This is a genomic window from Novosphingobium sp., assembly GCF_036733805.1.
Taxonomy (GTDB): Bacteria; Pseudomonadota; Alphaproteobacteria; order Sphingomonadales; family Sphingomonadaceae; genus Novosphingobium.
This window is the reverse complement of record NZ_DAIMZT010000010.1, coordinates 30,944-55,075: the sequence shown is the minus strand read 5'-3', so window position 1 is coordinate 55,075 and position 24,132 is coordinate 30,944. Positions and strand designations below refer to the sequence as shown.

The 24,132-nt window shown below is 61.4% G+C and carries 26 protein-coding genes and 1 tRNA gene; 12 read left to right on the top strand and 15 right to left on the bottom strand.

Features of this window, described 5'->3' with window-relative positions:
• Positions 1-71: 71 nt before the first annotated feature.
• A complete protein-coding gene (locus V7D69_RS04495; protein WP_324061586.1) occupies positions 72-815 on the bottom strand; it encodes a Crp/Fnr family transcriptional regulator in 744 nt (247 codons plus the stop codon).
• A gap of 223 nt (positions 816-1,038) precedes the next feature.
• Here V7D69_RS04495 and V7D69_RS04490 point away from each other — a divergent pair, with 223 nt between their 5' ends.
• On the top strand, positions 1,039-1,521 hold the full coding sequence (locus V7D69_RS04490) for a hemerythrin domain-containing protein (protein WP_324061584.1): 483 nt from the start codon (positions 1,039-1,041) through the stop codon (positions 1,519-1,521).
• Positions 1,522-1,609: 88 nt separating this feature from the next.
• Positions 1,610-2,092 (top strand): pyridoxamine 5'-phosphate oxidase family protein, encoded by a 483-nt coding sequence (locus V7D69_RS04485; protein WP_414690941.1) that lies wholly within the window; start codon positions 1,610-1,612, stop codon positions 2,090-2,092.
• 89 nt (positions 2,093-2,181) lie between these two features.
• Here V7D69_RS04485 and V7D69_RS04480 read toward each other — a convergent pair whose 3' ends face one another.
• Genes V7D69_RS04480 through V7D69_RS04470 form a run of 3 tightly spaced genes read right to left on the bottom strand, consistent with a single transcriptional unit; the run spans position 2,182 to position 3,560 of the window.
• Positions 2,182-2,445, bottom strand: a complete 264-nt coding sequence (locus V7D69_RS04480; RefSeq protein ID WP_324061582.1) for a hypothetical protein — start codon at positions 2,443-2,445, stop codon at positions 2,182-2,184.
• A 28-nt stretch (positions 2,446-2,473) separates the two neighbouring features.
• Positions 2,474-2,878, bottom strand: a complete 405-nt coding sequence (locus V7D69_RS04475) for a response regulator (protein WP_324061602.1) — start codon at positions 2,876-2,878, stop codon at positions 2,474-2,476.
• 37 nt (positions 2,879-2,915) lie between these two features.
• Positions 2,916-3,560: a sigma-70 family RNA polymerase sigma factor gene (locus tag V7D69_RS04470; protein WP_324061580.1), complete on the bottom strand. Its 645-nt coding sequence runs from the start codon at positions 3,558-3,560 to the stop codon at positions 2,916-2,918.
• A gap of 447 nt (positions 3,561-4,007) precedes the next feature.
• Between V7D69_RS04470 and V7D69_RS04465 the strand changes: the two genes are divergently transcribed.
• Positions 4,008-4,808 (top strand): response regulator, encoded by an 801-nt coding sequence (locus V7D69_RS04465; RefSeq protein ID WP_333605163.1) that lies wholly within the window; start codon positions 4,008-4,010, stop codon positions 4,806-4,808.
• Between the two features lie 26 nt (positions 4,809-4,834).
• Here V7D69_RS04465 and V7D69_RS04460 read toward each other — a convergent pair whose 3' ends face one another.
• On the bottom strand, positions 4,835-5,251 hold the full coding sequence (locus tag V7D69_RS04460; protein ID WP_324061576.1) for a hypothetical protein: 417 nt from the start codon (positions 5,249-5,251) through the stop codon (positions 4,835-4,837).
• A 171-nt stretch (positions 5,252-5,422) separates the two neighbouring features.
• Positions 5,423-7,093 carry a CHASE domain-containing protein gene (locus V7D69_RS04455; protein ID WP_333605162.1) on the bottom strand — a complete coding sequence of 557 codons (1,671 nt, stop codon included), beginning with the start codon at positions 7,091-7,093 and terminating at the stop codon, positions 5,423-5,425.
• 257 nt (positions 7,094-7,350) lie between these two features.
• On the opposite strand from V7D69_RS04455, the gene V7D69_RS04450 reads away from it, so the two are divergent.
• Both V7D69_RS04450 and V7D69_RS04445 read left to right on the top strand, forming a co-directional pair.
• Positions 7,351-7,512, top strand: a complete 162-nt coding sequence (locus V7D69_RS04450; RefSeq protein WP_324061572.1) for a NepR family anti-sigma factor — start codon at positions 7,351-7,353, stop codon at positions 7,510-7,512.
• Positions 7,505-8,050 (top strand): sigma-70 family RNA polymerase sigma factor, encoded by a 546-nt coding sequence (locus V7D69_RS04445; RefSeq protein WP_324061571.1) that lies wholly within the window; start codon positions 7,505-7,507, stop codon positions 8,048-8,050. Before V7D69_RS04450 ends, V7D69_RS04445 begins: the two co-directional genes overlap by 8 nt.
• A 105-nt stretch (positions 8,051-8,155) precedes the next feature.
• Here the strand turns inward: V7D69_RS04445 and V7D69_RS04440 are convergent, their stop codons facing one another.
• The 3 genes from V7D69_RS04440 to V7D69_RS04430 all read right to left on the bottom strand — a co-directional run bounded on the left by V7D69_RS04440 (position 8,156) and on the right by V7D69_RS04430 (position 9,635).
• The gene (locus V7D69_RS04440) at positions 8,156-8,758 is read right to left on the bottom strand and encodes a superoxide dismutase (RefSeq protein WP_324061570.1); all 603 of its coding nucleotides are present in this window, start codon (positions 8,756-8,758) and stop codon (positions 8,156-8,158) included.
• A gap of 245 nt (positions 8,759-9,003) precedes the next feature.
• A complete protein-coding gene (locus V7D69_RS04435) occupies positions 9,004-9,288 on the bottom strand; it encodes a hypothetical protein (RefSeq protein WP_324061568.1) in 285 nt (94 codons plus the stop codon).
• A 77-nt stretch (positions 9,289-9,365) separates the two neighbouring features.
• Complete coding sequence (locus V7D69_RS04430; protein ID WP_324061567.1) at positions 9,366-9,635, bottom strand: GlsB/YeaQ/YmgE family stress response membrane protein; 270 nt, start codon at positions 9,633-9,635, stop codon at positions 9,366-9,368.
• Between the two features lie 192 nt (positions 9,636-9,827).
• Here V7D69_RS04430 and V7D69_RS04425 point away from each other — a divergent pair, with 192 nt between their 5' ends.
• Positions 9,828-10,541 carry an energy transducer TonB gene (locus tag V7D69_RS04425; protein ID WP_333605161.1) on the top strand — a complete coding sequence of 238 codons (714 nt, stop codon included), beginning with the start codon at positions 9,828-9,830 and terminating at the stop codon, positions 10,539-10,541.
• 143 nt (positions 10,542-10,684) lie between these two features.
• On the top strand, positions 10,685-11,131 hold the full coding sequence (locus tag V7D69_RS04420; RefSeq protein WP_333605160.1) for an RrF2 family transcriptional regulator: 447 nt from the start codon (positions 10,685-10,687) through the stop codon (positions 11,129-11,131).
• Here V7D69_RS04420 and V7D69_RS04415 read toward each other — a convergent pair.
• The 3 genes from V7D69_RS04415 to proB are packed head-to-tail and all read right to left on the bottom strand — an operon-like array spanning position 11,128 to position 14,176.
• The gene (locus tag V7D69_RS04415; RefSeq protein ID WP_333605166.1) at positions 11,128-12,120 is read right to left on the bottom strand and encodes a bile acid:sodium symporter family protein; all 993 of its coding nucleotides are present in this window, start codon (positions 12,118-12,120) and stop codon (positions 11,128-11,130) included. The two genes, V7D69_RS04420 and V7D69_RS04415, sit on opposite strands and share 4 nt — an antisense overlap.
• A 2-nt stretch (positions 12,121-12,122) precedes the next feature.
• Positions 12,123-13,049 carry an NAD-dependent epimerase/dehydratase family protein gene (locus tag V7D69_RS04410; RefSeq protein ID WP_324061561.1) on the bottom strand — a complete coding sequence of 309 codons (927 nt, stop codon included), beginning with the start codon at positions 13,047-13,049 and terminating at the stop codon, positions 12,123-12,125.
• On the bottom strand, positions 13,046-14,176 hold the full coding sequence (gene proB, locus V7D69_RS04405) for a glutamate 5-kinase (RefSeq protein ID WP_324061559.1): 1,131 nt from the start codon (positions 14,174-14,176) through the stop codon (positions 13,046-13,048). The genes V7D69_RS04410 and proB overlap by 4 nt, the downstream gene beginning before the upstream one ends.
• Positions 14,177-14,332: 156 nt before the next feature.
• Between proB and V7D69_RS04400 the strand changes: the two genes are divergently transcribed.
• From V7D69_RS04400 to V7D69_RS04390, 3 genes are read left to right on the top strand one after another with little or no spacing between them, the layout of a single operon-like run.
• Positions 14,333-16,009, top strand: coding sequence for an MFS transporter (locus tag V7D69_RS04400; RefSeq protein WP_324061557.1), 1,677 nt, complete (start codon positions 14,333-14,335; stop codon positions 16,007-16,009).
• Complete coding sequence (locus tag V7D69_RS04395; RefSeq protein WP_333605159.1) at positions 16,006-17,115, top strand: HlyD family secretion protein; 1,110 nt, start codon at positions 16,006-16,008, stop codon at positions 17,113-17,115. The genes V7D69_RS04400 and V7D69_RS04395 overlap by 4 nt, the downstream gene beginning before the upstream one ends.
• Positions 17,115-18,479 carry an efflux transporter outer membrane subunit gene (locus V7D69_RS04390; protein WP_333605158.1) on the top strand — a complete coding sequence of 455 codons (1,365 nt, stop codon included), beginning with the start codon at positions 17,115-17,117 and terminating at the stop codon, positions 18,477-18,479. Before V7D69_RS04395 ends, V7D69_RS04390 begins: the two co-directional genes overlap by 1 nt.
• Before the next feature lie 64 nt (positions 18,480-18,543).
• On the opposite strand, the gene V7D69_RS04385 is transcribed toward V7D69_RS04390, so the two are convergent.
• Positions 18,544-18,619, bottom strand: a tRNA-Val gene (locus tag V7D69_RS04385).
• A gap of 164 nt (positions 18,620-18,783) precedes the next feature.
• Here V7D69_RS04385 and V7D69_RS04380 point away from each other — a divergent pair.
• Positions 18,784-20,538 carry a chloride channel protein gene (locus V7D69_RS04380; protein WP_333605157.1) on the top strand — a complete coding sequence of 585 codons (1,755 nt, stop codon included), beginning with the start codon at positions 18,784-18,786 and terminating at the stop codon, positions 20,536-20,538.
• Positions 20,539-20,555: 17 nt separating this feature from the next.
• Here V7D69_RS04380 and V7D69_RS04375 read toward each other — a convergent pair whose 3' ends face one another.
• Together V7D69_RS04375 and V7D69_RS04370 are read right to left on the bottom strand one after the other, a co-directional pair.
• Complete coding sequence (locus tag V7D69_RS04375) at positions 20,556-21,398, bottom strand: arginyltransferase (protein ID WP_333605156.1); 843 nt, start codon at positions 21,396-21,398, stop codon at positions 20,556-20,558.
• Positions 21,399-21,723: 325 nt separating this feature from the next.
• Entirely contained in the window at positions 21,724-22,977 is a 1,254-nt protein-coding gene (locus V7D69_RS04370; RefSeq protein ID WP_324061548.1) for a threonine ammonia-lyase, read from the bottom strand.
• Positions 22,978-23,080: 103 nt separating this feature from the next.
• On the opposite strand from V7D69_RS04370, the gene V7D69_RS04365 reads away from it, so the two are divergent.
• A complete protein-coding gene (locus V7D69_RS04365) occupies positions 23,081-23,989 on the top strand; it encodes an NAD(P)-dependent oxidoreductase (RefSeq protein ID WP_324061546.1) in 909 nt (302 codons plus the stop codon).
• Positions 23,990-24,132 lie beyond the last annotated feature (143 nt).

Here is a 24,132-nt window from a genome sequence, read left to right as displayed (position 1 = left end):
GAGTCCGCTGCGGGTCCAAAAGCCGCCATTCCAGGCGACTTAGGACGATCCTCTCATGCGCCCACGTCCGGTCACGAACCGGGACCAAGATAGATTTCCCCAAGGACGGCGTGGAAATGAGCGTCCACCCGCTCATTGCAAGTGCAGGCACGGCGACGCAAGCCGGCAAGATCAAGCACCTCGATGCTCCCCCGCCGCGTGCGCAGCAGCTTGTCGTGCTTGAACCGCTGGAGCACACGGCTCGCGTAACTGCGGCCGATACCCATCATTGACGCGAGTTGCTCCTGCGTCATCGTTACGCTGTTGCGGCCAATCCGATCGACCGCCGCGCAGAGCCATTTGGCGGCGCGCTGTTCAATCGTGTGGACTGCGTTGCAGGCGATAGACTGGAACACCTGCGCCATCACGCAATCGGCATAGCGAGCAAAAAGGTTCGCGATCGCGGGAGACCGGCGTTTCGCCTCCTCCAGATCGCGCATCGCAATGCGAAGGAAACGGCCCTCCTGCAATACGGCGGCGCGGGCGTAAGCCGGCAACATTCCGTGGCTGACGACACCGCCCAGCGCTCCTTCCCGTCCAACGAGCACTGTCTCAACGGAGATCCCATCCTCGATTTCGACCAGATAGGCGGACATCGCCGAGCCGGTCGGGAAAAAGCAATGCTCGACGTTGTCGCCCGGCCGATAGATCACGTCTCCATTCAGCAAATGGCACTCGTGACAATGATGTTCGATCAGCGCCAGGTCGGCGGGCTGGAGGAAAGCCAGCAAATTATTGCTCTGAACAGTGGGATAAGGGGCTGTCATCTGCTTCATTTGCAGAAATCCTTGGCGGAAGGCGCGCTTTTCGGGCGGACAGGCTTGAAAACCCGCGCTCACAGCTTCGGTTCCCGGAAATAGGTGCAAAAGTGCACAGACTTAGGCGTCTGCCTTATTCTTTCACACCCATCAGCATTTCACGGAAACCAACTCGGATCGCGGCCGTTTCCCTCGCATCGCCAAAAATACACCACTGAACACCAGACGGGATCCAGAGGAAATGGCTGACGCACGCATCTTCAAGGATCTCAAGAGCGATCACGCAAGACATCGCCGGCTGTTTGAGAAATTGAGCGAAACGCAGGGAAACAGTGCGGAGCGATGTGCGCTGTTCGAGGACCTTCGAAAGGAACTCCAAGCTCACGCGGCGGCGGAGGAGGAATCGCTTTATGCGGCGATGCTCGCTTGTCCCGACCTTCGCGAGAATGCCCGCCATTCCGTAACCGAACATAAGGAGATCGACGATTTTTTGGGCGAATTGCTGAAGATCGACATGGCCTCCGGAGCGTGGCTGGCCAAGTTCAAAGAGATGCAGCACCGCTATCTCCACCACATTGACGAAGAGGAAGAGGAAATGTTCCCCGCCGCCGCTGCCACGCTTTCCGAAGCGGCCGAACGAAGGCTCGCCGAAGTGTTCGAGAAACGCAAGCCGCGGGAGTTGGCTCTTGCCGAGAAGGAAATGCCGGGAGACGAACGGGAATAGCGGCACAAAGATCATCTGTGGCGGTAGGGCGGGAACAGGAACGACGCGCGGCTCGTTGTTCCTCTCGAACAACAAACGGAGATTTGCCGTGGACACCGGCACGCCTATGGATGGGGATATCCGCGAAACGTTCTGGAATGCGTTCCAGGCCAGTCCCTTCATCATGATGACGCTTATCGGGCCCCGCGGCCATGCCGAGCCGATGACAGCCCGGCTCGATCGGGACGCGCATCACGTCATCTGGTTCTATTGCAAACGCGATAACCGCATTGCCGCGGGTGGCCGGGCGATGGGGCAGATCATGACCAGGGGGCACGACGTCTTCGCCTGCCTGGAAGGCATATTGGCGGAAGAAACCGATCCGACCCGTCGCGAAAAGCATTGGAGCAACGCGGTGGAAGCGTGGCTTCCCGGCGGCAAGTCCGATCCGTCAGTGATGATGCTGCGCTTCGACATTGCCGACGGTGAGGTGTGGACGGCTAACCTCGGCCTGAAAGGGGCGTTCAAATTGATGTCCGGCCGGCCAATCCACCCCCACGAAGCTGGTCGACACGCGCTCGGCGCCGTCTGACACCCTCACAGACAGGCGTTGGCGGGGAGGGGCGCAGGCTTGCCGCTTTGCGCCCCTCTTTCTTTTTCGATCATCGTATTTAATCGTACTTACCGGCGAATGCGGCGCGACAGAAGATAACGCCATACGCCGAGACAGTTAATCATGAGCAGGACAACGTTCTGAAGGCCGATCCCTTCCGAGTCTGTGTCAAGAAAGCCCCAAGCGATTAAAGCGGCTGAACTGGTCACGAAAATCACGAAACCCCAGCCCGTCCAGCGGCGACCCAGGTCGAGAGAGACGACCAACGCCGCCACAGTTCCTGCGGCGGCGCCGTAATATTGCAGTATCCGCAGCGCGAACTCGTTCGTCACTCGCCCCGCCGCCTGCGTAGCCGACGAGTCAGGCGTGGCATACCGGTTCGAGTTCGGCGGGGCGGCAACTGTCTGGGCAACCAGCCAATGCGTAGGATATGGCCTCCAGAATCGATTGTCGGGTGAAGGGTTTTTGAACAACTCCCACGGCGGTCGGCGCAGGGGCATCGATTTGCGTGGGATTGGCGGTAACGTAGATCACCCTCGCGCCGAATTTTACGGCAAGCTGCCGCGCTATGGCCGGCCCTGTCAAACCATCCCGCAGATTCAAATCGACCAGCGCGACATCCGGCGCATCGCCCAGCATCGCCAGAGACGCCATGTCAGGCACCGTGCCGACGACGGCGTGCCCCCCATCTTCGAGAATATCTTCCAGCTGCAATGCAACCAGGAATTCGTCCTCGACAATCAGAACCTTCCCGAAGTTGGTCATAAACGCACCGGTCAAGGCACGGCATTCCTTATCTTCGTCAGGCGGCAACGGTTTCGCCGTCCTGGCTATTGGCGATCTTTTCCAGTTCCGCGAAAAACGCGTCGATTGCTTCACCGGTCAGAACAAAATTGTGGCGGAAGTCGGGGAGCTGGCCCGACTCAATGATGTTGTGGAGCATCGCACGTGCCCGGCAGATGCGACTTTTAACTGTGCCCAACGCGATACCGCAGATCTCGGCAATTTCCTCGTAAGAGAGATTTCCGGCCGCAACCAGGACAAGCGCCTCACGATAAGTGTCTGGAATGGCTGTGAGGGCACGAATTACGTCGACTAGCTCAAGAGCACTTTCCTGGGCCGCCTCCGCACAGAGGATGCGTTCCGCAGCCAGCTCGTCATACTCGCCGTGGAATCGCGCGCGCCGCGCTTCACTGTAGAAGTGATTACGCAGGATCGTGAAAGTCCAGGCTTTGAAGTTGGTTCCGGCCGTATAGCGCTCGCGAGCGGCCCAGGCCCTGAGCATAGCCTCCTGAGCCAAATCGTCCGCCCGGTCGCGGCAACCGCAGAGCCCCCGCGCGAAAGCACGAAGGTGCGGCGCAACATCTGCCAGAGCTCGTCTGAAGTCTCCATCGCTGAGCGCTGTTACGGGCTGGGGCGCAGGATGAGCCTCTGGTGCTGCGGACATCCAAATCCTCCGTATTAACCAGTCACAATGCAAACGCGCTTCCGCAACAGAAAGTTCCCATGTTCGCTTCCGCGAAGGCCAAACGGCTTTTCAACACATTGGAAAGATGCGCAAATCCAGCGCCAGATGGCGAGGTGTCTTCGAAGGAGCGAAAAATTTGTCCCCGATGGGAACAAGTGTGCTCCGGAAACTTTGAGGCCCCTGTCCACGATGAAGTGAACAGGGGCCTCCGGGATCGGGTCACCACCGGTTTGCGGGGGGTGGGGGAGCCAGTGGTGATACGGGGCAAACGTAGAGGAGTGCACTTGGTTCCCGGGAAAGTATGAGTTCTGCAAAAAATTTTCCGATTGCGATGGGAACGTTGTGGAGTCAGACCACCCCCACGCGGGCGGCCATGCCAACGGCGTCCAGTGCAATGGACCACAATTTCCAGCCTGAGGAATTCCCATGTCCGTCTCTGACCAGATTGCCGTTCAACTTCCTTACTTGCGCCGGTATGCCAGGGCGCTGACGGGATCGCAGCAATCGGGCGACGCCTATGTGCGGGCAACATTGGAGGCCGCGCTGGCCGATCACGCGCTGCGTGACGGAATCGCGGAGGACAGATCTGCTCTCTATCGCGCCTTCACCTGCATCTGGGCCACGGGCCACGTCGACACGCCCCGACAGGCGTTGCCCATCGGCGGCGGTCCGCAGGAACAGGCCGCTCAAACGCGGCTGGCGACGGTGACTCCCGCTCACCGCCAGGCATTGCTGCTGACCACTGTCGAAGAATTTTCCCGGACTGAAACCGCGGAAATCCTGGGCATTCCGGTCGAGGAGGTCGACGCGCTCGTGACGCAGGCGATCCGCGAGATCGAGGGAGAGAGCAAAACGAAGGTGCTGATTATTGAGGACGAACCGCTGATCTCAATGCAGCTCGAAGGGCTTGTCACGGACCTGGGCCACACGGTGGTCGGCACTGCGGCAACGCACAAACAGGCGCTGGAACTATTCAACCACTCGGCCACCGGCCTCGTGCTTGCCGACATTCAATTGGCCGACGGCAGTTCGGGTATTGACGCGGTGGAGGACCTGCTGAAGTTGGGTGACGTGCCGGTCATTTTTATTACCGCCTATCCCGAGCGCTTGCTCACGGGCGAACGGCCGGAACCGACATACCTCATCACCAAGCCGTTTCAGGAAGCCACGGTGCGCGCGGCGATCAGTCAGGCGCTGTTTTTCCGGTCCAATCGTCCGCTTCAGTAAAATTCCCTCGTGCTGCCGCCTCAGCCTCAGTTGGGAAGCAGGCCCGCCGTCTCGTGATAGCGATCGACAATAGACAGCGCCAAGGCCCCCACGAGCGCAAGGGCGAAAGTGCTGCCCGAAGATGTGGACTCACGTTGCTGGCCCTGCAGTTGGACAGTCGCCAAATGGCGTCCGGGGCCAGGCGTGGAGGTCATTAGGCACGCATTGTCGGGAAGCAGCCTGAGAGCCGCGGATTCGAAAGCACCGGCATTTAGATTACGCGTGACTTCAGCTTCGCGACCGGCTTCCATGCCCGCATCCTCCATTCCCGGTGGTCGCAGCCGCATCAGGACGCCCATGGCGCGCAGGTGGGCTGCCTCGAAGTCCGGCGCGGCAACGGTGGATGACAAGGCGATATTGTCGACCTCCACCAGCCATTCGGCGATGCAACGGGTAGGTCGCATGGGATACTCTCCTATTCCATATCACCGCCCCACGTTGCATATTCTGCACTGCATCATTTGCGTTGAAGGCAAGAGAGACATACGTAGTTTCCCCCTGCCGCGACGAATTGGATCGAAAATCGCCCACTCGCCCGGCTCGCCCGTTCGAAAATCGAATAGCCGGGGGCTTAATTATGCGATGGGCCGCCTCTCGGAACGGAGGCTGAACTCCCGAACCGCCCTGACCGGCACTTTCAGCCGGCATTCCACACCGCCGGGATTGAACGTCAGGTAAACTTCAGATCGCAATTCATGAGCCACGATCTTTTCGATCAGATCGCGCCCAAAGCCACGCTTCGCCGGCTCAACCACCGGCGGCCCGCCCTCCTCACGCCAACTGATTTCCGCACTGTCCGGCGACAACAGCGTCCAATCGATGTGAATGCGCCCTTCAACGGTGCTGAGCCCACCATATTTGGCTGCGTTGGTCGCCAGTTCATGGATGGCAAGGCCAAGCGACATGGCGTCGTTCGGCGCCAGCTTGATGTCCGGCCCCGACATGTCCACACGATTTTCGTGTCCATCCATGTAAGGCGCCAGTTCGGAATGCACGATGTCGCCAATCGCGGCATTGCCCCAGTCCGTCTGGGAAAGCAGGTCATGCGTAGCCGACAAGGCCCGGATACGCGCCGTCAGGCTCTCAGTGAAATCATCAATGTCCCTCGAACGGCGACGAGTGAGCGCAGCGATCGAAAGAACATTCGCAAGCGTGTTCTTGACCCGGTGATTAAGCTCTCGGGTCAGCGAATCGCGGATCGACGCCTGACTGGTGAGCCATTCCAGCACCCTGCGGTCTTCAGCGGAGCGACGAGTAATCAAACGGCCGATCGTCATAACCATCAGTGACGCGAGCACTCCGAAGAACAATGTGATACGCGACAAGGTGGAAAGTACGCGTCCTTCCCGGTCGCTGATCTGGACCACCCAGGAATGATTGCCGACGTCGATCCGCCGCTCCATCGTGGTGCCGGTCACCCCTTCCGCACTGCGCTGGGCCAGCAATGTCGCCGGGGCCACATGATCGTCGTAAATCGCCACTTCGATGTGGTCGTTGCGATAAAGCTCGCCCGCTGATTGGAGAAAGGCGCCGGCCCGAAACGGGCTATAAACGAAACCTTTGACGCGCCGGCCGGCGCCCCGGTCAGTCACCACGGGCATGTATATCAGAAAGCCGGCAGCATCTGCGTCGCTTTCGTCCTGAATCAGATGGACTTTGCCCGAGGCTACCGGCCTGCCCAGGCGCATCGCCTTTTCCATGGCGGCGCGTCGTACCGGTTCGGAGAGCATGTTATAGCCGGAGGCTCGTCGATTTTCGGGCGTACCCGGCTGCAGATAGACCACCGGCGCCGCAAAATCGCTGTCGCCCTCGGGTCGTGGATAAGTGACGAACTCCGGTCTCCCCGCTTCATGGATCGCGGTTTCGAAGACATCGAGCTTACGCGCCGGGACCAGCGGCGCCCAGCCCATCCCCAACGAACCGTAGAGATTGCCTTCGCGCTGAAGATCATCCGCGAACTCGTCGAATTGCTGCTGCGTGACAAGGTCCTGCGTGCCGAACAAGGCCGCGCCAGCTCGCAGGAGGGCGATGTTTTCGGTGATCCGGCGCTGCAATGCCGACGCGATTTCGGTGAGATTGCGATCCAACTCGACCTGACGGGTCTGCCTGTCGGCACGCTCGATCGCCACGACCGAAACGGCCGTGGTTATGCTCGCGATAAGGAACAACAAGAAGGGCCAGCCACGCGGATATTTATGGAACCACGCCTGCTTCTTCACTCTGTCCAGCAGAGCCTGGTCAATCACCCCGCACTTTCCAGTCTCCTGAACGGGCGGGTCGCCCCCCTGCCCAACAACCCTATGGCAACACTTTACAGTCAGGGGAACCTTAAAGCGGGTCGATTGTTCCAACCGCGAATGATGTTCGTGTGCCTTGCGACTAATGAAGTCTGCGAAAGACCGGGCTGATCCCGGCTTGACCGCTCTCCGGTCCCGCAGCAAGGGTAGGCGGCGAAAGGGAGCTTGTGTTGACTCAACCCAATGGACGTGGGCACTCCGGAAAGATGCAGCAAGAGTCGCCGGACGTTCGCCGCAAACGGGACGGGGAAGAAGAACCCGGCTGGGCCGACGGGTTGAGGAAGCTCTACAATTCCGTAGTGGAAGAGCCGCTGCCTGACAGCTTCAAGGATCTCCTGAAGAAGCTGGATGACGGCGACGATGCCTGAACGCACCAAGCATTCTCCCGCCGACGAGGAATTTCGCAAAGAGCTTCTGGACGTTCTGCCGCACCTGCGCGCCTTTGCGCGCGGCCTTTCCGGACGCGCCGATTTCGCTGACGACCTGGTGCAGGAAGCAGCGATCAAGGCATGGAGCGCGCGTGACCGATACCAGGCCGGAACCAACATGCGGGCGTGGACCTTTGCGATCCTGCGCAATCACTACCTTTCCGAACTGCGTCGCAGCAAGCGCCAGACCGACCTAGATGACGGTGCGGCGGAGCGTATGCTGGTGATGGAAGCTGATCAGGAAGGCCCCATTCACCTCGACGACATGGAAGGCGCCCTGCAGCAACTGGCCCCGGAACGTCGCGAAGCAGTGCTGCTCGTTGGCGCTTCGGGTTTCAGTTATGAGGAAGCGGCGGAGATTGCCGGCTGCCCGATCGGAACTATGAAAAGCCGTGTCGCCAGAGCCAGAGCCGATCTGGCTCAGTTGCTTGACGGCGAACCAGAGCTGCTAAAGGGCAAGGTAGGGCGGGGCCGCTGACATGGATTGGCCCGCGCTGCTGGGATAATTTCCGCTTGGAACGAAGAGCAGCCCCCGCGCCCGTTCGGGACGCGGGGGCTTTTTACTTGATATCCAACCGGAAGATCAGGCCGGGTATGTCCAGGGCGTTCCTCGATCGAAATTGTCCGAAGCGAACTTCCAGTTGACGATGTTTTCAAGCACCGCCTTTACGTAGGCGGGGCGCTTGTTCTGCTGATCGATGTAGTAAGCATGCTCCCACACATCGATGGTCAGCAAGGGGTTGGCGCCTCCGGTCAGCGCGGTGGCAGCGTCGTGAGTGGAAATCACCTTGAGCTTGCCGCTTTCCACCACCAGCCAGGCCCAGCCGTTGGAAAAGTGATTGACCGCCTCGTTGCTCAGCGCTTCCAACAGCGCGTCGATCGAACCGAAATCGTTCTTGATCGCCGTGGCAAGGCTTTCGCTTGGCGCGGTTTTCTCCGGCGAGAGCGAATGCCAGTAAAAACCGTGGTTCCAGGTCTGCGCGGAGTTGTTGAACAAGGGGCCAGAGGCTGACTTGATGATCTCTTCAAGCGGCTTGCCAGCGTTCTCGGTGCCTTCGATAGCGGCATTCAGCCTGTCCACATAGGTCTTATGGTGAGCGCCATGATGAATTTCCAGCGTCTTGCGGGAGATATGCGGTTCAAGCGCATCGTGCGCATAGGGCAGCGGCATCAAGGGAATGGTCATGGCAAGTTTCCTGTTCAGGTTATCGAACGCTTGGCATGGGCTTTCTCGCGGTAACAGCCGTGAACGCCCAAAAAGACACGGTCGCCTATGTCTGTCGTCCGGGCCGACAATTCAAGCGTGCAATCGTGCATTTTGGTCGAGCGGCTTTAGCGGCGCTCTTTCTTTGCGAACATTGCGACAAGGGCCCCGCGGAACCCGGCCCTTGTCACGAGAAAAAGAGCTGCTCCGCCTGGAGCAACCGCATGCTATCGGCGCCGGTCTTCAGCTTTCTCCGCCTTGTCCTTCAGCGCGCCGGCCTTGTCTTCACCGGACTGCTTCACTTGATCCGCCTTCTCGTCAACAGCATCGGCGGCGCCGGTCATCTGCGCCGCTTCGCTTTCCATGGCATCGGCTGCGGCGTCGGATGATTGCTCAATGGCGTTTGCCTGCTGCTCAGTCGCGTTGTCGGCTGACTTCTTGCAAGCGGCCAGACCGAGCGAGGCAGTTGCAAGCAACAGCAGCGCCAGCCGCGACGTCGTCATGACATGCATCTCGGAAATTCCTTTAGCTTTTGGAAAATGCGCGTTTTTTCAGAAGGACGCGCAAACCTTCATTGAGGACGAATGAATCAACGCACCGAGCCGCGGCGGAACAGATTCACGATTGCCAGAAGCACCACTGCGCCGAGGAACGAAGCGATAAGCGACATGATGTCGAACGATCCGCTGGTGATCGGCGCTCCGCCGATCAGAGGCGTCACGATGAAGCCGGCGATCACCGCACCCACTATGCCCACCACGATATTCAGGAAAATTCCCTGTTGCGCGTCCGTGCGCATGAGGATCGAGGCGAGCCAGCCGATGACCCCGCCGACGATCAGGATAAGCAGAAGTGTCATTGCTCCATCTCCGGAATTTGCTTGCTGCACCGGATAACGGACAGCCGGCGGCATGGTTCCGAGGACGACACACAAGACGACTTTCAGTCAATCGCGCCGTTTCGACCGCGCGAAACCGGACGTGTTCCCAGCCGTTCTTTCATGGGGGGTAGGAAGGCCCGAAAGGTGTATGCGCCTTCACAACACCGAGCCTTGTCCGCGCTGTCTGCTCTGGTCATCGTGGCGTGCGGAAGCCTGGCGCTTATGCTCGGTCTGTCTTTCGCGTCGCCTTCGACGGCGCCACGTTCCGCGCTGGAGGCGATCCTGCCGACCCACAGCATGCCAGCGCCCCACTCACAAAAGCTGCATCCGAGCCCGAGCCGGAGCTCTGCCCCGCGCGGCCGCCCGGCCGCCACGGCACGTGCCGCCCACCTCGAAGCGCCAGCGAGACCACCGCCTCCCCCGGTCGCGCTGCCCCTTAAGCCCGCTACCACCATCGCCGGTAATGGCGCCACACCAGATCAAGGCGCAGCGCAGGCCAATGGTTCCGGACAGGGTGCCGGCGGCATCGGAGCGGGCGGCGGAGGGGAAGGGATAGGCGGCGGCGGAACAGGTTCGGGCGCGGGACCTGGCGATTACTCGGCCTATCCCCGCCAAACCGCCGGAGAGCTGCACTACTCGGACATTCCAGAGCAATTGCGCCGTAACCACACCGGCACGATCCGCCTGCGTTATCGCATTGGCCCGGATGGACGCGTGAGCGATTGCACTGTCCTGCAATCGAGCGGCTTGCCCGATTTTGACCGGCAGACCTGCGCCAACATCACGGCGCGGTTCCGCTTTCGGCCCGCGCTGGATATCCAAGGCCGCCCCGTACCCTTCATCATGAATGAGATTCACGGTTGGGACCATGCGCCGGTCGGTTAGGCATTTCCATTCCGGCGTCCGGACAAATCCGCGGTGGTCCCCTGCTCTATCAATCTGCTTGGGAAATCCTCCGCCGCGGGTTGACGCAGCGTATTCGCCGGGAGCATGGCGTGCGAAGGTAACGCATCGCGAGAATTGCCCTCATGCTTTCGCAAAAAACCCGTTATGCGATCCGGGCCATGCAGCACCTCGCGGACCGGTATGGCCAAGGTCCGGTCCCCCTTGCGGAAATTGCCGAGGCGCAGAATATCCCTGCAAAGTTCCTGACCGTCATTCTTTCAGAACTGAGCCGCCTTGGCATTGTCGCTTCGCAGCGCGGCAAGGACGGCGGCTATTGGCTAGGCGTTTCCCCGATCGACATCACTTACGGGGATTTGATCCGGGTAATGCGCGGATCGCTGGCGCTTGTTCCGTGTGCCAGTCGCTTCGCGCATGAGACATGCAAGAACTGCCTGGAGGAGAAGGACTGCCGCATCCGCGCGCTGATGCTTCAGGTTCGCGACGCGACCGCCGATCTGCTTGACGGTATCCGTCTATCGGACCCCATCGAGTTGGCGCCTGCGACGGAGGATATGGCGGCGCCGGGTTAAGCGGTTCGGGGCTGAGAACGCCACCGCTCATCCTCCGCCCCGAACCGGCGCGCAAGGACCGCACAAACCATAAGCTGGATCTGGTGAAAGAACATGAGCGGCAAAATCACCGCACCCACCTGAGCCGGAGGAAACAAAACACCAGCAAGCGGCACGCCAGTGGCGAGGCTCTTCTTGGAGCCGCAGAACAACAGCACGATGCGATCTTCTCGGGCAAAGCCCATGGCTTTGCCGAGAAGCGCCGTGAAAACCATCACCAATGTCAGGACAGCCAGCGAGATCGCGGCGATCAGCGCCAGTTCCGCCGGCGTCACCTTATGCCACAAGCCTTGCAGAACGGCTGCCCCGAACGCAGTGTAGACTACCAGTAGTATCGACGTCCGGTCTGTGTAGCTCAGCATTTTGCGATGTCGCGCGACGAAGCCGCCTATCCACGGCCGCAGCAGATGGCCTACCAGGAAAGGCAGCAGCAATTGGACGGCGATGGCCATAACCGGATCGGTGGAGAAGCCGCCGCTTTGCTTCCCGGTAATCAGTAGCGCGGTCAGCAAGGGCGTAACGAAGATACCCGCCAGGTTCGAGAACGACGCGCTGCATACCGCGGCCGCGACATTGCCGCCGGCGATCGCCGTGAATGCGATCGAAGATTGTACGGTGGAAGGCAGCAAAGTCAGGAACAGCATTCCCGTTGCCAGCGACGGATCCAGACCCGGAATTGCCCTCACACCAAGACCGATCAATGGAAACAACACAAAGGTGATCGCCATCGTTGTGAGGTGCAGTTTCCAAGCGCGTGCGCCCTCGATGATCGCCTGACGGGAGAGCCTGGCGCCATGCAGAAAGAAGAGCAGCGCGATCGCGCCTTCCGTAATGCCGCCCGCCACGTGCGCCCATTCGCCACGCGCCGGCAGGACTGTGGCCAGGCCCACGGTTCCGACCAACATCAGCAGGAAAGGATCGATGTTCAATCGTGCGAGCAGGCGGTTCACGGTTAGAGCCATTTGTGCTCCCGATACCACTGCGCGGTCGCGCGCAATCCTTCGCGCGTCTCTATCCGCGGCCTCCAGACCGTTTCGGGCACGGCGGCCTCCGGTGACACGACCCAATCCGGGTGGCTGAAATAGGCCGCGCGATCAAGCGTCATCTTCGCCTTGGTGCCACGAAAGAACCGATCCATTCGTGCGGCCCGCTCCAGTGCCTTGCGCGAAAGACCGAGCACCTTGGGCCGCCTACCCAAGGCCCAGCCGATCGCGCGGGCCATCTCGTAATGCTCCCACCCGCGCAACCTGCCGTCATCCGGCTCGAATATGCGGCCCGAAACATTCTCCGCCGCCTCCACCAGAGCCACGAGCAGGCGGGCCAGATCCTCGACATGGATCATCGACGCGCGCCCTTCGCGCGGCGTCGGCACCAGCCCCCAACGCGCGGCGCGGAACAGCTCGAACATCTCTTTGTCACGGGGGCCGTAAATCGCCGGTGGACGCACGATCGTCCAGTCAACAGGGGTGGCCATCAACAGCTTCTCAGCGCGTGCCTTGGACGCGCCGTAAGCGGAAAGTTCAGGCTCCCGCGCCGAAAGTGACGAAACATGGACGAACCGCGGAATACCCCCGGCCACGGCCGTTTCGATCAGGTTAAGCGTGCCTTCCACGTTGCACGCATGGAAGGCGGCCGCGTCCGTCGCGTTGACCACACCGGCGACGTGAATCACCGCTTCCACGCCCTGAGTCAGTTCAGATAGGGAGGCCGTGTCCGCCATCTCACCAAGGACCCATTGCACATGCTCCCGGTCCGGCTGTTCACGCCGCGTCAGAGCGCGCACTGCGTAACCGCCCGCCAGTGCCGCGTCGAGCACGGCGTGGCCGACGAAACCGGTGGCGCCGGTCAAGGCGATGGTCGGACGGTCCGGCCCGGTCATTTGAGCACCATCTGATCGCGATGAACCACCGAAGAGCGCGGCGCGTAGCCAAGCACCGCAGCCTGCTCTGTCGAATGCAGGCCCGTGATAGCGGCGCATTCAGCCGCATCGTACTCGGAGAGACCATGCGCCAGCACCCGGCCCTCGGCATCGATGATCGCCACCGGGTCGCCGCGCTCGAACACGCCCTCCACGGCCGTAATACCCTTGGCCAGCAGGCTGGATCCGCGCAGCAGCGCAGCTGCCGCCCCAGGATCAACGACCAGGCTGCCCTTCAGCCTCAGCCGCCCCCCAAGCCAAGCCTTGCGCGCACCGGCCTTGCGGCGTGGCAGGAATAACGTGCCGATGCCCTGCTCGGTCACGCGCGCTATCGGCCGATCATGCTGACCATTGGCGATAACGAGGGAAATACCGGCCAGTTCGGCGATTTCGGCCGCCTGCAACTTGGACACCATACCGCCCGAACCCAGGCCCGAATTGGATTCCGCGCTCGCCATGGCATGAACCTCCGGTGTGACGCCTTCCACCACCGGAATCATTCGCGCCCCCGGCTCCTTGGGATGCCGATCATAAAGCCCATCGATATCGGAAAGCAGCAATACCGCGCTCGCCTGTGCCGCCTGCGCGACGCGCGCGGCCAGGCGATCGTTATCACCGAAGCGGATCTCGTTCGTGGCGACCGAATCGTTTTCATTGATGACCGGCACCGCTCCGGCATCCAGCAACCGAGTAAGCGTGGCAGTAACGTTGAGGTAACGGCGCCGATCCTCCAGATCCTCCAGCGTCAGCAGGATCTGGGCCGCCGTCAGGCCATGGCTGCCAAGCAAATCCGCCCATAGACCCGAAAGCGCGATCTGGCCTACCGCCGCCGCCGCCTGCGCATCAGCCAGTGATCCGCGTCCGCCCTTCTCCAGCCTCAGCGTCGCAGCCCCCAGCGCAATCGCACCGGAGGAAACCACGATCACTTGCTGCGCCCGCGCCCGCACGCCGGCAATCTCCGCCACCAGTCCGGCGAGCCATTCGCGTCGCACACCGTCCCGACCCACGAGCAGCGCCGATCCGACCTTGATTACAAGGAGCGGGCACTGGGCCTTGTCGGCAAGATCGGAAACGCGCGTGATCGGCATGTGAAAGCCAGCCTCTAGGAGAATTGCCGCGCGGTGGGAAGCGGGCGTGTGGCCGGAAGGCCAACAGTCAGGCACCATTGTCGATTTGACGGCCCCCTCATTGCGCCAACCGAACGGCCAACCTAAAGAACCGTCAGTGTTACAAGGCGAAAAGCGGTGGAAGACGAGTCAGAATATCTCTTCAAACCGCATGAGCGCCCCACCCTTCCCGGCTCACCCGCTACGCCGGACCACCCGCAACGCCGCCGGGTCTTCTATCTTCTGATCGGCACGCTCATCGGCATCACCGGTGGACTGGGCAACGCGCTGGTATCGGTAAATCTGATATTCGCGCAGGGCACCCTGGGTCTTAACAGCGATGAAAGCGCTTGGCTGACTGCCGCGTATTTCATGACGAACACCACGGCTAACCTGCTCTTCGTGAAATACCGGCAACAGTTCGGATTGCAGCCCTTCGTTCGCGCGATGCTCGCCATTTACGGCCTTACTACTCTGCTGCATATTCTGGTTCACGGCTTCTGGTCGGCGATCGCTGTAAGGGCCGCCAGCGGCTTTGCCGGCAGCGGCCTGTCCACTCTCACCATTCTCTATCTCATGCAGGGCATGCCGGCGTCCAAGCGGCTCAACGGCATCATGCTGGGCATATCGATCCCGCAACTGGCTACGCCATTGGCGCGCGTTCTCTCACCGCATCTCCTGGAGAGCGGGGATTGGCACATGCTTTACTGGTTCGAACTTGGCCTGGTGTTGGCATTGTTGGCATCAGTGATCGCACTGCCGCTGCCGCCGAGCGAGCGCGTCAAGGCGTTCAAGCGTATGGACTTCGTCACCTTCTTCTTGCTGGCGCCTGGCCTCTGGTTGTTGATCGCGGTTCTTTCGGAAGGGCGCATCGAATGGTGGACGGAGCGAGCCTGGATTGGCTGGGCGCTGGCCGCCAGCCTCATCCTGATAACAAGTGCGCTTGTCATTGAACATTTTCGCGCCGATCCGCTCATCAACACACGCTGGCTTGGCACAAGAGAAATGCTGCGGCTTATTCTGGTAGCCGCCTCGGTGCGCATCCTGCTTTCCGAGCAGGCTTTTGGATCGGTGGGGCTGCTAAACGCGCTGGGTGTGCTCAACGACCAGATGGTCGGCCTTAACCTGGTTATTATTCTTGCGTCCGTGGCGGGGACCGCGACGGCAATATTGGCCTTCAGGCCCAGCAATGTGGCAAGGCCCATCTCCATCGCCATCATACTGATCGCTGTAGGGGCGTTCATGGACGCGGGTTCCACCAATCTTACGCGACCCGCCAATCTCTATCTGAGCCAGGCTCTGATCGGTTTCGCATCCATGCTGTTCCTTTGCCAGACAATGGTCATCGGGGTGTCCCGCACATTTCTTGCCGGACCGAAGAACTTCATCAGCTTCGTCGTGCTTTTCGGCCTCAGCCAAAGCATCGGCGGCCTTATGGGCTCAACGCTCCTGGGCACCTTTCAGGCGATTCGAGAACATGTCCACGCGAACGAGCTTATGCAGGATATCGTGATGACAAATCCTCTGGTCGCCGCACGGATCGGCACGGGAGCCGGCGTGGTGAGTCACGTCATCGGCGACCCGGCCCTGCGCAACGCGGAAGCGGGTGCGCTGCTTGCTCAGCAGATCGTGCGCGAAGCCAACGTTCTTGCTTACAATGATGTGTTTCTGTTGATCGGCGTGCTTTCAGTGGCTGCAACGATCTGGAGCTATATGATTCGCTGGTCAATGCGGCGGCGGGGGGAGGTTTCTCCCGTCCTGCAGCTTCAGCGCGCGCAGGCCGCCAGTGCCAATACGCAAGGAGAGCAGGAGTGACGGAACCCAGCGACGTACAGCAGGAGGGGCCGGCCGATCCGCAGATCGGTTCGCCGCCGCAAGGCTGGCATCCTCCCGCCCGCAGTCGCGCCGCATGGATCGGAATTGGCCTGTTGGCGCTCTGCGCCGTCCTTGTCATTCTTTATGCGTGGCAGTTACCGCCCTTCGCGGGCTGGGCGGAAGAAACCGATAATGCCTATGTGCGCGGCAAGGTCACGATCATCAGCCCGCAAGTGAGCGGCTATGTCACTTCCGTTCCGGTGCACGATTTCCTGTTCGTGAAGAAGGGGCAGGTCCTGGTGGTCATAGATCAGCGTATCTATGCCGCGCGCGTCGAGCAGGCCAAGGCGAACTTGGCCGCCCAACGCGCCGCGCTGGCCAATTCCGAACAGAGCCAGCGCGCTCGCGAGGCGACGCTGACCGGCCAGGAGGCCGCGATCGCCAGCGCGCAGGCGCAACTGGTGCGGGCGCAGGCCGACATGAAACGCGCCGGCGCGCTCGTCGCTGACGGCTCCATTTCCGAACGTGAGCGCGACCAGACACGCGCCACGCTGCTTGCAGCACAAGCCGCGGTCCGCCAGGCGTCAGCGCAACAGCAGGTAGGTCAACAGGACGTGCGCTCCGTCATTGTCGGCCGCGGAGGGCTGGAAGCCTCCGTCGCCGCCGCGCAGGCGCAGCTTCATCTGGCCCAGATTGATCTTGATAACACGATCATCCGCGCACCCGCCGACGGGCAGCTCTCCGAACTCGGCGTACGCAATGGCGCTTATGTGACCGCGGGCACGCAGCTCATGTTCCTGGTCCCGAACGAGTTCTGGATCATCGCCAATTTCAAGGAAGCGCAGACACACAAGATGCGCGTCGGCCAGTCGGCTTCCTTTCGGATCGATGCGCTGGGCGGCGCGAAGCTGAGGGGTCATGTGGAAAGCCTGTCCCCTGCCGCAGGATCGGAGTTCTCAGTGCTCAGACCGGACAATGCCACCGGCAATTTCGTCAAAGTGGCGCAGCGCATCGCCGTGCGCGTGAAAATCGACCCCGGCCAGGACTTGGCCACGCGATTGCGGCCGGGCATGTCGGTCGAACTCAATGTCAACACGAGCGACTGATGCGCATCACGCTGTTCCTTCTGCTCGCATTTCTGGGCGGCTGTGCCGGACCGGCTGTGGAAACCGCGAAAGTCGAGCCCGTCACGCCTCCAGACACATGGCGCACGTCGCTCTCGCCGACGGCGGCGGCCGACATCGACTGGTGGCAGGGCTTCGGGGATCCCGTGCTTGCCGCGCTCGTCAAACAAGCGCTCACCAACAACCTCGACATTGCTATTGCCGGGGCGCGTATTCGTGATGCCAAAGCACAGGAAATGGCGGCGCGCGCGGCCCTGCTGCCGACGCTTGATGCCGCTGGCGCAGGCGCTCGTTCACGTTCGGTCAGCCCTTTCGGCACGCCTTCGGTACAGACGGCAGCGCAGCCTCAGCTCCAGGCCGCTTGGGAGATCGATCTGTTCGGTCGCCTTTCCGATCAGCAGTCAGCGGCGCGCTCGGCCTGGCTCGCCAGCCAGGCGGCACGCGATGGAGTGCGTCTTTCGATCGCCTCAACGATGGCCAACGGTTATGTGACTCTCCTGGCCCTCGATGCGCGCCTGGCCGTCGCACGCCAGACGGTGGACGCACGCGCGCAGGCCCTGGCGCTTATCCGTCGCCGCGCCGATGCGGGCTATTCACCAAGACTGGAACTGGCCCAGGCGCAGGCAGAATATCAGACGGCGCTTCAAGGCATCACCCCGCTCGAACAAGCGATCTCGCGACAGGAAAACGCTCTGAAATTTCTGGCTGGTGACCTTCCCGGCCCCATAGCGCGCGGCGGAACCTTGGCAGCGCTGAAGGAACCGGCAGTGCCGGACGGCCTTCCTTCCGAACTATTGCGCAGAAGACCCGACGTCGCGCAAGCCGAGCTGCAGCTTGCGGGCGCGGATCATGCGCTTGCCGCAGCCCGCAAACGCTTTCTTCCGCAAGTGCGCCTGACCGGCGCTGGAGGAGCTGCATTCTCCACTTTGCTTGCCGACCCCATCACCCTCTGGTCGGTAGGGGGAAGCATTCTCGCACCACTGTTCGAAGGAGGCCGGCTGCGCGCCAGTGCGGAAAGCGCCGGGGCCCAACGAGACAGCGCCGCATTCGCTTATCGCCGCACGGCGCTCAATTCCTTTCGCGAAGTGGAAGACGCAATGGCCGGTATCGTCAGTGCCGACGATCAAGTCCGGGTCATATCCGCCCAACGTGACGCACTGGCAGAGACCTTGCATCTCGCGACCAACCGCTATCGAGCGGGCTATTCCCCTTATCTCGAACAGCTCGATGCGCAACGCGGTCTGCTCGCGGCCGAACTCAATCTCGTTCAGGCCCGCGCGGATTCCTTCACCGCCCGGATAGCCCTCTATCAAGCCATGGGCGGCAGCTGGCAGCGAAGCCCTTGAGTGGCAGCCCGCACATCCGCACCCACAGACCCCTTCGGGTTTTCCGCTATGTATTTGATTTCCCTGGTGGGCGGTGACGGGCTCGAACCGCCGACCCTCTCGGTGTAAACGAGATGCTCTACCAACTGAGCTAACCGCCCGGACTTGCGCGCTATGACCGCGATGGCAGCGCGGGTCAACCGGCCTGTTCAATCAAAGACGCACGAGGAGCGCGGATGATTTGCTATGTTTCGCCGTCGTTCTGCCCGCGCCCTGGTCAATTGATCGACTTGACTCCAAGTGCGACCGCAGGTTGGACGGCGATATGAACTACCGGTGGAAAAGCGCGTTGCTGACTCTGATCGTCCGCCAGCGGCGATCTTTGCGGGAAAGCGAGGCCGCTTTCATCGTGCTGGCAACGATCGCCGGCCTCGCAGCCGGCTTCTTGACCAATCTCCAGCAGTTCATCGCGCATTCGCTGCAACATCTGTTTTATGGCGTCACCATCAACCGCCTGAGCGCGCTGGCTTCGATTCATCATCCCTGGCGACTCCTGGCGCTTCCCACGGGGGGCATTGTCATGGTGATGATCGCCCGCCTCCTGCGCGGTCGCAAACGTCCGCCTATCGACGTGGTGGAGGCCAATGCGCTGCATGGCGGACGCATCCCGTTCGTGGATAATCTCGTGATCTGCGTGCAGACCATCATTTCCAACGGGGCCGGCGCATCGGTGGGATTGGAAGCCGCCTACGCGCAGATGGGCGGCGGCATCGCTTCCGTGCTGGGCCAGTGGATGAAACTGCGGCGTAATGATTTGCGCACCTTGGTCGGCGCCGGAGCCGGTGCGGCAGTGGGCGCCGCCTTTGGCGCGCCGCTGACCGGGGCCTTTTACGCTTTCGAGATCGTTATCGGAAATTACACCCCTGCCGCCATTGCACCAGTGGTTGCGGCCGCGCTTTCGGCCGCATTCGTAACGCGCGAATTGGGTGTCGAGCCCTATCTGATCGCCACCACAGCAAACCGCGAACTCGCGCTTCCGGACTATCTCGCTTACGCCGGGCTAGGGATCGTATGCGCGCTGATCGGCGTCGCGATCATGCGATTGGTCACGGCGGCGGAGCAGCATGTGCAATCGTGGCGCCGGATCACCGGCTGGCGACCGCTTGTGGGCGGTCTGCTGCTCATGCCGATCGCGTGGTTTTCACCGCAGTCGCTTTCAGCGGGGCATGGAGCTTTGCACCTTGATCTGCTGCTGCGCCCCCCAGTGGCGTTCCTGACCGCGATCCTCTTGCTGAAGATCGCCGCTTCAGTGATTTCGCTGAGCTTCGGCTTCAGGGGTGGGTTGTTCTTCGCGTCGCTGTTCCTCGGATCGATTGTGGGGCAGATCTTTGCAGGACTGATACATGCCACTCCGCTAGCGTTCACACTCGATACCGGCGATGCCGCGCTTGTCGGCATGGCGGCGCTCAGCGTCTCGATCGTGGGCGGACCGATGACACTGGCCATTCTCATGCTGGAAACGACGCACGATTTCGCGCTCATGGGCGTGGTTCTCACAGCGGCCCTGATTTCCAGCGCTTTTACTCGGGAAACGTTCGGCTATTCCTTCTCGACCTGGCGCATGCATCTGCGCGGCGCCAGCATCCGCAGTCCCCGCGACATCGGCTGGACCACCTCGCTCACCGCGGGACGAATGATGCGCCGGGACTGGGTAGCGGTGACCGAAGACATGACAGTTGCGGACTTTCGGGCGCGAGTGCCACTGGGCTCGGCCAGCAAAGCCATCATGACGGACGCAAACGGGCATTATCGAGGCGTTGTCGTCACGGCTTCGGCATACCGTCCCGACCTTGAAGGAGGCGCGCCGCTGGAAGACCTTGCGACGCTGGCCGACGTTGCGCTTAACCCGGCCACGGGGATTAATGTCATGCTGCAAATGTTCGACACTCACGCGGCTGACGAACTGGCCGTCATCGACGCGGAAGGCAAAGTCGTGGGGGTCTTGACCGAAAAGCACGCAAGACGCCGCTATTTCGAGGAAATCGAAGCGTCCCAGCGCGCGCTTTTTGGAGAGACGTGAAAAATACCGCTAGGAAGCTATCGATTGGCGATGGCGGGCATGCCGTCCTTGCAGCCGGTGCCGCCGGTATCGGCCCGACTCCGTGGATTGGCAGCGGCGGCAGCGATCAGACGATCCTGTTCGTCGGCGCTGATTCGCTCCCAACCGGCGCGACCGAGCTTTTCCATAGGCCGATAGCGCACCTTGTATTGCATCCGCGCCGACCCCTCGACCCAATAGCCGAGATAGACGTAAGGCAACCCCATCTCCCTGGCGCGGCGGATGTGATCGAGAATGATGAAATTGCCCAGCCCCGCCCGCGCGTCATGGTGCGGGTCGTAGAAGCTGTAGATCATTGATAATCCGTCGCACTGCCTGTCCGTCAGACAGGCGCCGATCAGACGGCCGGGCGTTACGCCGTCAGCCGAAGGCTCGCGATATTCGATGACATAGCTGGTGACCGGGGTGTGTTCGACCATATCGGCGAAATCGGTCTCGTCCATGCTGGTCATCCCGCCTTCTGGATGGCGAACGGAAAGATAGCGCTGAAGAAGGTCGAACTGCTCGCTGGTCGACCAGGGACGGCAGATCGTGACGACGAGGTCTGCATTGGCTTTGAGCGTGCGCTTCTGCGTCCCCGACGGCATGAACTCTTCCGCCACGACACGAACTGAAACACAAGCGTTGCAATCGAGACATGACGGACGGTAGGCCACCGTCTGACTGCGACGAAAGCCGATACGGCCCAGCGCATCGTTCAGCGAATCCGCATGCGGCCCCTTCAGCTCGGTGAACACCTTGCGCTCATTGCGGCCAGGCAAATAAGGGCAAGGTGCCGGGCTGGTCACGAAAAACCGCGGAAATCGAACCTGGGCCGTCACGGGGCTGCAACTTCCTTTTTCTATGTCGCCACGCACTGTCTGTATAAACGAATATGCATGGCAGCCCCAAATCTTCAAAGTTCTTTAACCACAAAAACTCATGAGCCCGCAGCCGAAATGCGCGCGCGAATCCTGGATCGCAACTCATTGTGCCAATTTGGCGCGGATGTTCCGCCCGCTCTTAAAACGAAGCCTCGCTCCATCGCTTGTCCACCAGCTTCGCTCTTCACCCAGCACTGGCAAGAACGCCGCAATCGCCGTGCGGTTGCCCGCACCAGGGGCGGCCATTATCGGCGCTTCCGCAGAAGCTTTTGCCGGCGCTCCTCTATTCGGTCTCGACCTGCTTCACTTCATAGCCCTCGCGTCGAAGCGCCGCGACCAGAGCATCGAGCTGTTCCTTGTCACGGGCTTCGCACTCGATCTCAGTGACAAGGCCCTTGGCGGGCAAGTGCGTGAAGATGCGCTGGTGGAACACCTCAATGATGTTCACGTTATGCTCGTGAAACACCTTTGCCACCTTGAACAGCGCGCCGGCCCGGTCCTGCAGGCCGATACGCAGTCGCGCCAACCGGCCGGCCCGCGCCAGGTCGCGCAGCAGGACATTGGCGAGCAGGCGCGTGTCGATATTTCCCCCTGAAAGAACGACGCCGACCTTCCTGCCCGCGAACAATTCTCGATTGCCCATTACCGCCGCCAGCCCGCAAGCGCCGGCGCCCTCGACCAGCGTCTTTTCGATCTGAAGTAGAAGGGCAAGGGCACTTTCAATGCTCGCCTCGCTGACCAGCAGCAAGTCATCCAACTGATCGCGCAGCACTTTCGATGTGAACAGGCCCGGCGCGAACACGGCAATGCCTTCTGCCAGGGTATCACCGCCGATCGGCAGGTTGGTGCCCTTTAGCAGATTGTACATCGAGGGATAAAGCTGCGCCTCGACGCCGATCAGCCTGATGTCCGGATTGATCGCGCGCGCCATCGCGCCCATGCCGGCAGCCAGCCCACCGCCGCCGATCGGCAGCACCAGCGTGTCCAGATCCGGCACGTCCTCCAGCATCTCCAACGCCACGGTGCCTTGCCCGGCGGCGACGTGCGGATCATCGAATGGGTGAATAAACGTCAGGCCCAGCTCGGTTTCCAGCTTGCGGGCGTGAGCATAAGCTTCATCGAAGCTCTCCCCTTCCAGCACGACTTTGCCGCCCACACTTTCCGTCTGCATGACCTTCACCAGAGGAGTCGTCTTGGGCATGACAATGGTCACCGGCACGCCTAACCGCGTGCCGTGATAGGAGAGGCCCTGCGCGTGATTGCCCGCCGAAGCGGCGATCACGCCCCGCGCCTTGCGCGCTTCGTCCAGCAGCAGCAGCGCGTTGAGCGCCCCGCGCTCTTTGTAAGCTGCGGTAAATTGCAGGTTCTCGAACTTCAGCCAGATTTCGGCGCCCGTGATGGCGCTCAAGGTCTTGCTGTGGTCCGTGGTCGTGCGCACGACCGAGCCCGAAATTCGCCCAGCCGCAGCGCGAACGTCAGCGGCGGAGAGCGGGGCATCGTGAGCCCCGGAAGCGATATCGAGCACTGGCTTGTCCATAGGAGGCCGCGCCTACCGGAAACTTCGATAAATTGAAAGCAAAGTCCGGCCGGCAAGGGGCTACCCCGTTTGCATTCCCGCAAAAGGCGCTAGAAGTCGCCCCATGAGCCAGAGCACCAGTGCGCCTCGCAAGGTTTCCTTTATCGGTCTGGGGGTGATGGGCGGCGCAATCGCGCGGCACATCGCGCATGCCGGGCATGAACTGACCATCTACAACCGCTCCCCCCAGCGCGCGGCGAAATGGGCGGAGGACAATCCCGGCCTGGCGCACCGCATCGCCGCGAACCCCGCCCATGCGGCGCAGGGCGCCGATGTCGTGATTACCTGCGTCGGCAATGATGATGATCTTTCCGACGTGGTGCTCGGCCCCAACGGCGTGTTTCGCATGCTGAAGAAGGGCGGTGTCTTCATCGATCACACCACAGTTTCAGCGCGAATCGCCCGGCAGATTTCAGTCGAGGCGCGCGACCTGCAGATTCACTGCATCGACGCGCCAATGACCGGATCGCAAATCGGTGCGGAAAAAGGTACGCTCACCCTGATGTGCGGCGGGCGCGATGATGCGATCGAGGCGGCAAGACCGGTGATGGAAAGCTATTCCCAGCGCATTGTCCATGTCGGCAAGGCCGGGTCGGGCCAGATCGCCAAGATGGCCAACCAGATATGCATTGCCGGAAACGTCGCCGCACTGGCCGAAGCGGTGCGCTTCGCGCAAGCCTCGCACTTAGATATGGACAAGGTCTATGAGGCGATCTCGGGCGGCGCGGCGCAGTCATGGCAGATGGACAACCGCTGGCAGTCGATGGACGAGGATCGCTTCGATTTCGGCTTTGCGATCGATTGGATGAGGAAAGATCTGGGCCTCAGCCTTGAGGAGGGACGCGGCCTAGGCGTCTCATTACCGGTCGCGGCGCTGATCGACCAGTTCTTCGCCGAGATCCAGGCGATGGGCGGCGGCCGGCTGGACACCAGCGCAATCATCAAACGGCTGCCGAAGAAGGGCAAGAAGTGAAGCTCAGAAGCCTTCGCGTCCGTTTCATGTCGCCTCGCACTCATTGCTCCAATTCCGCCGCAGAAGGGAAACCCGGAAGACCCGCCTTCGCGACACCTTTCATCACCGGCCGGTCCGCCTTGGTGCTTGTCGCCGGGTTCTGC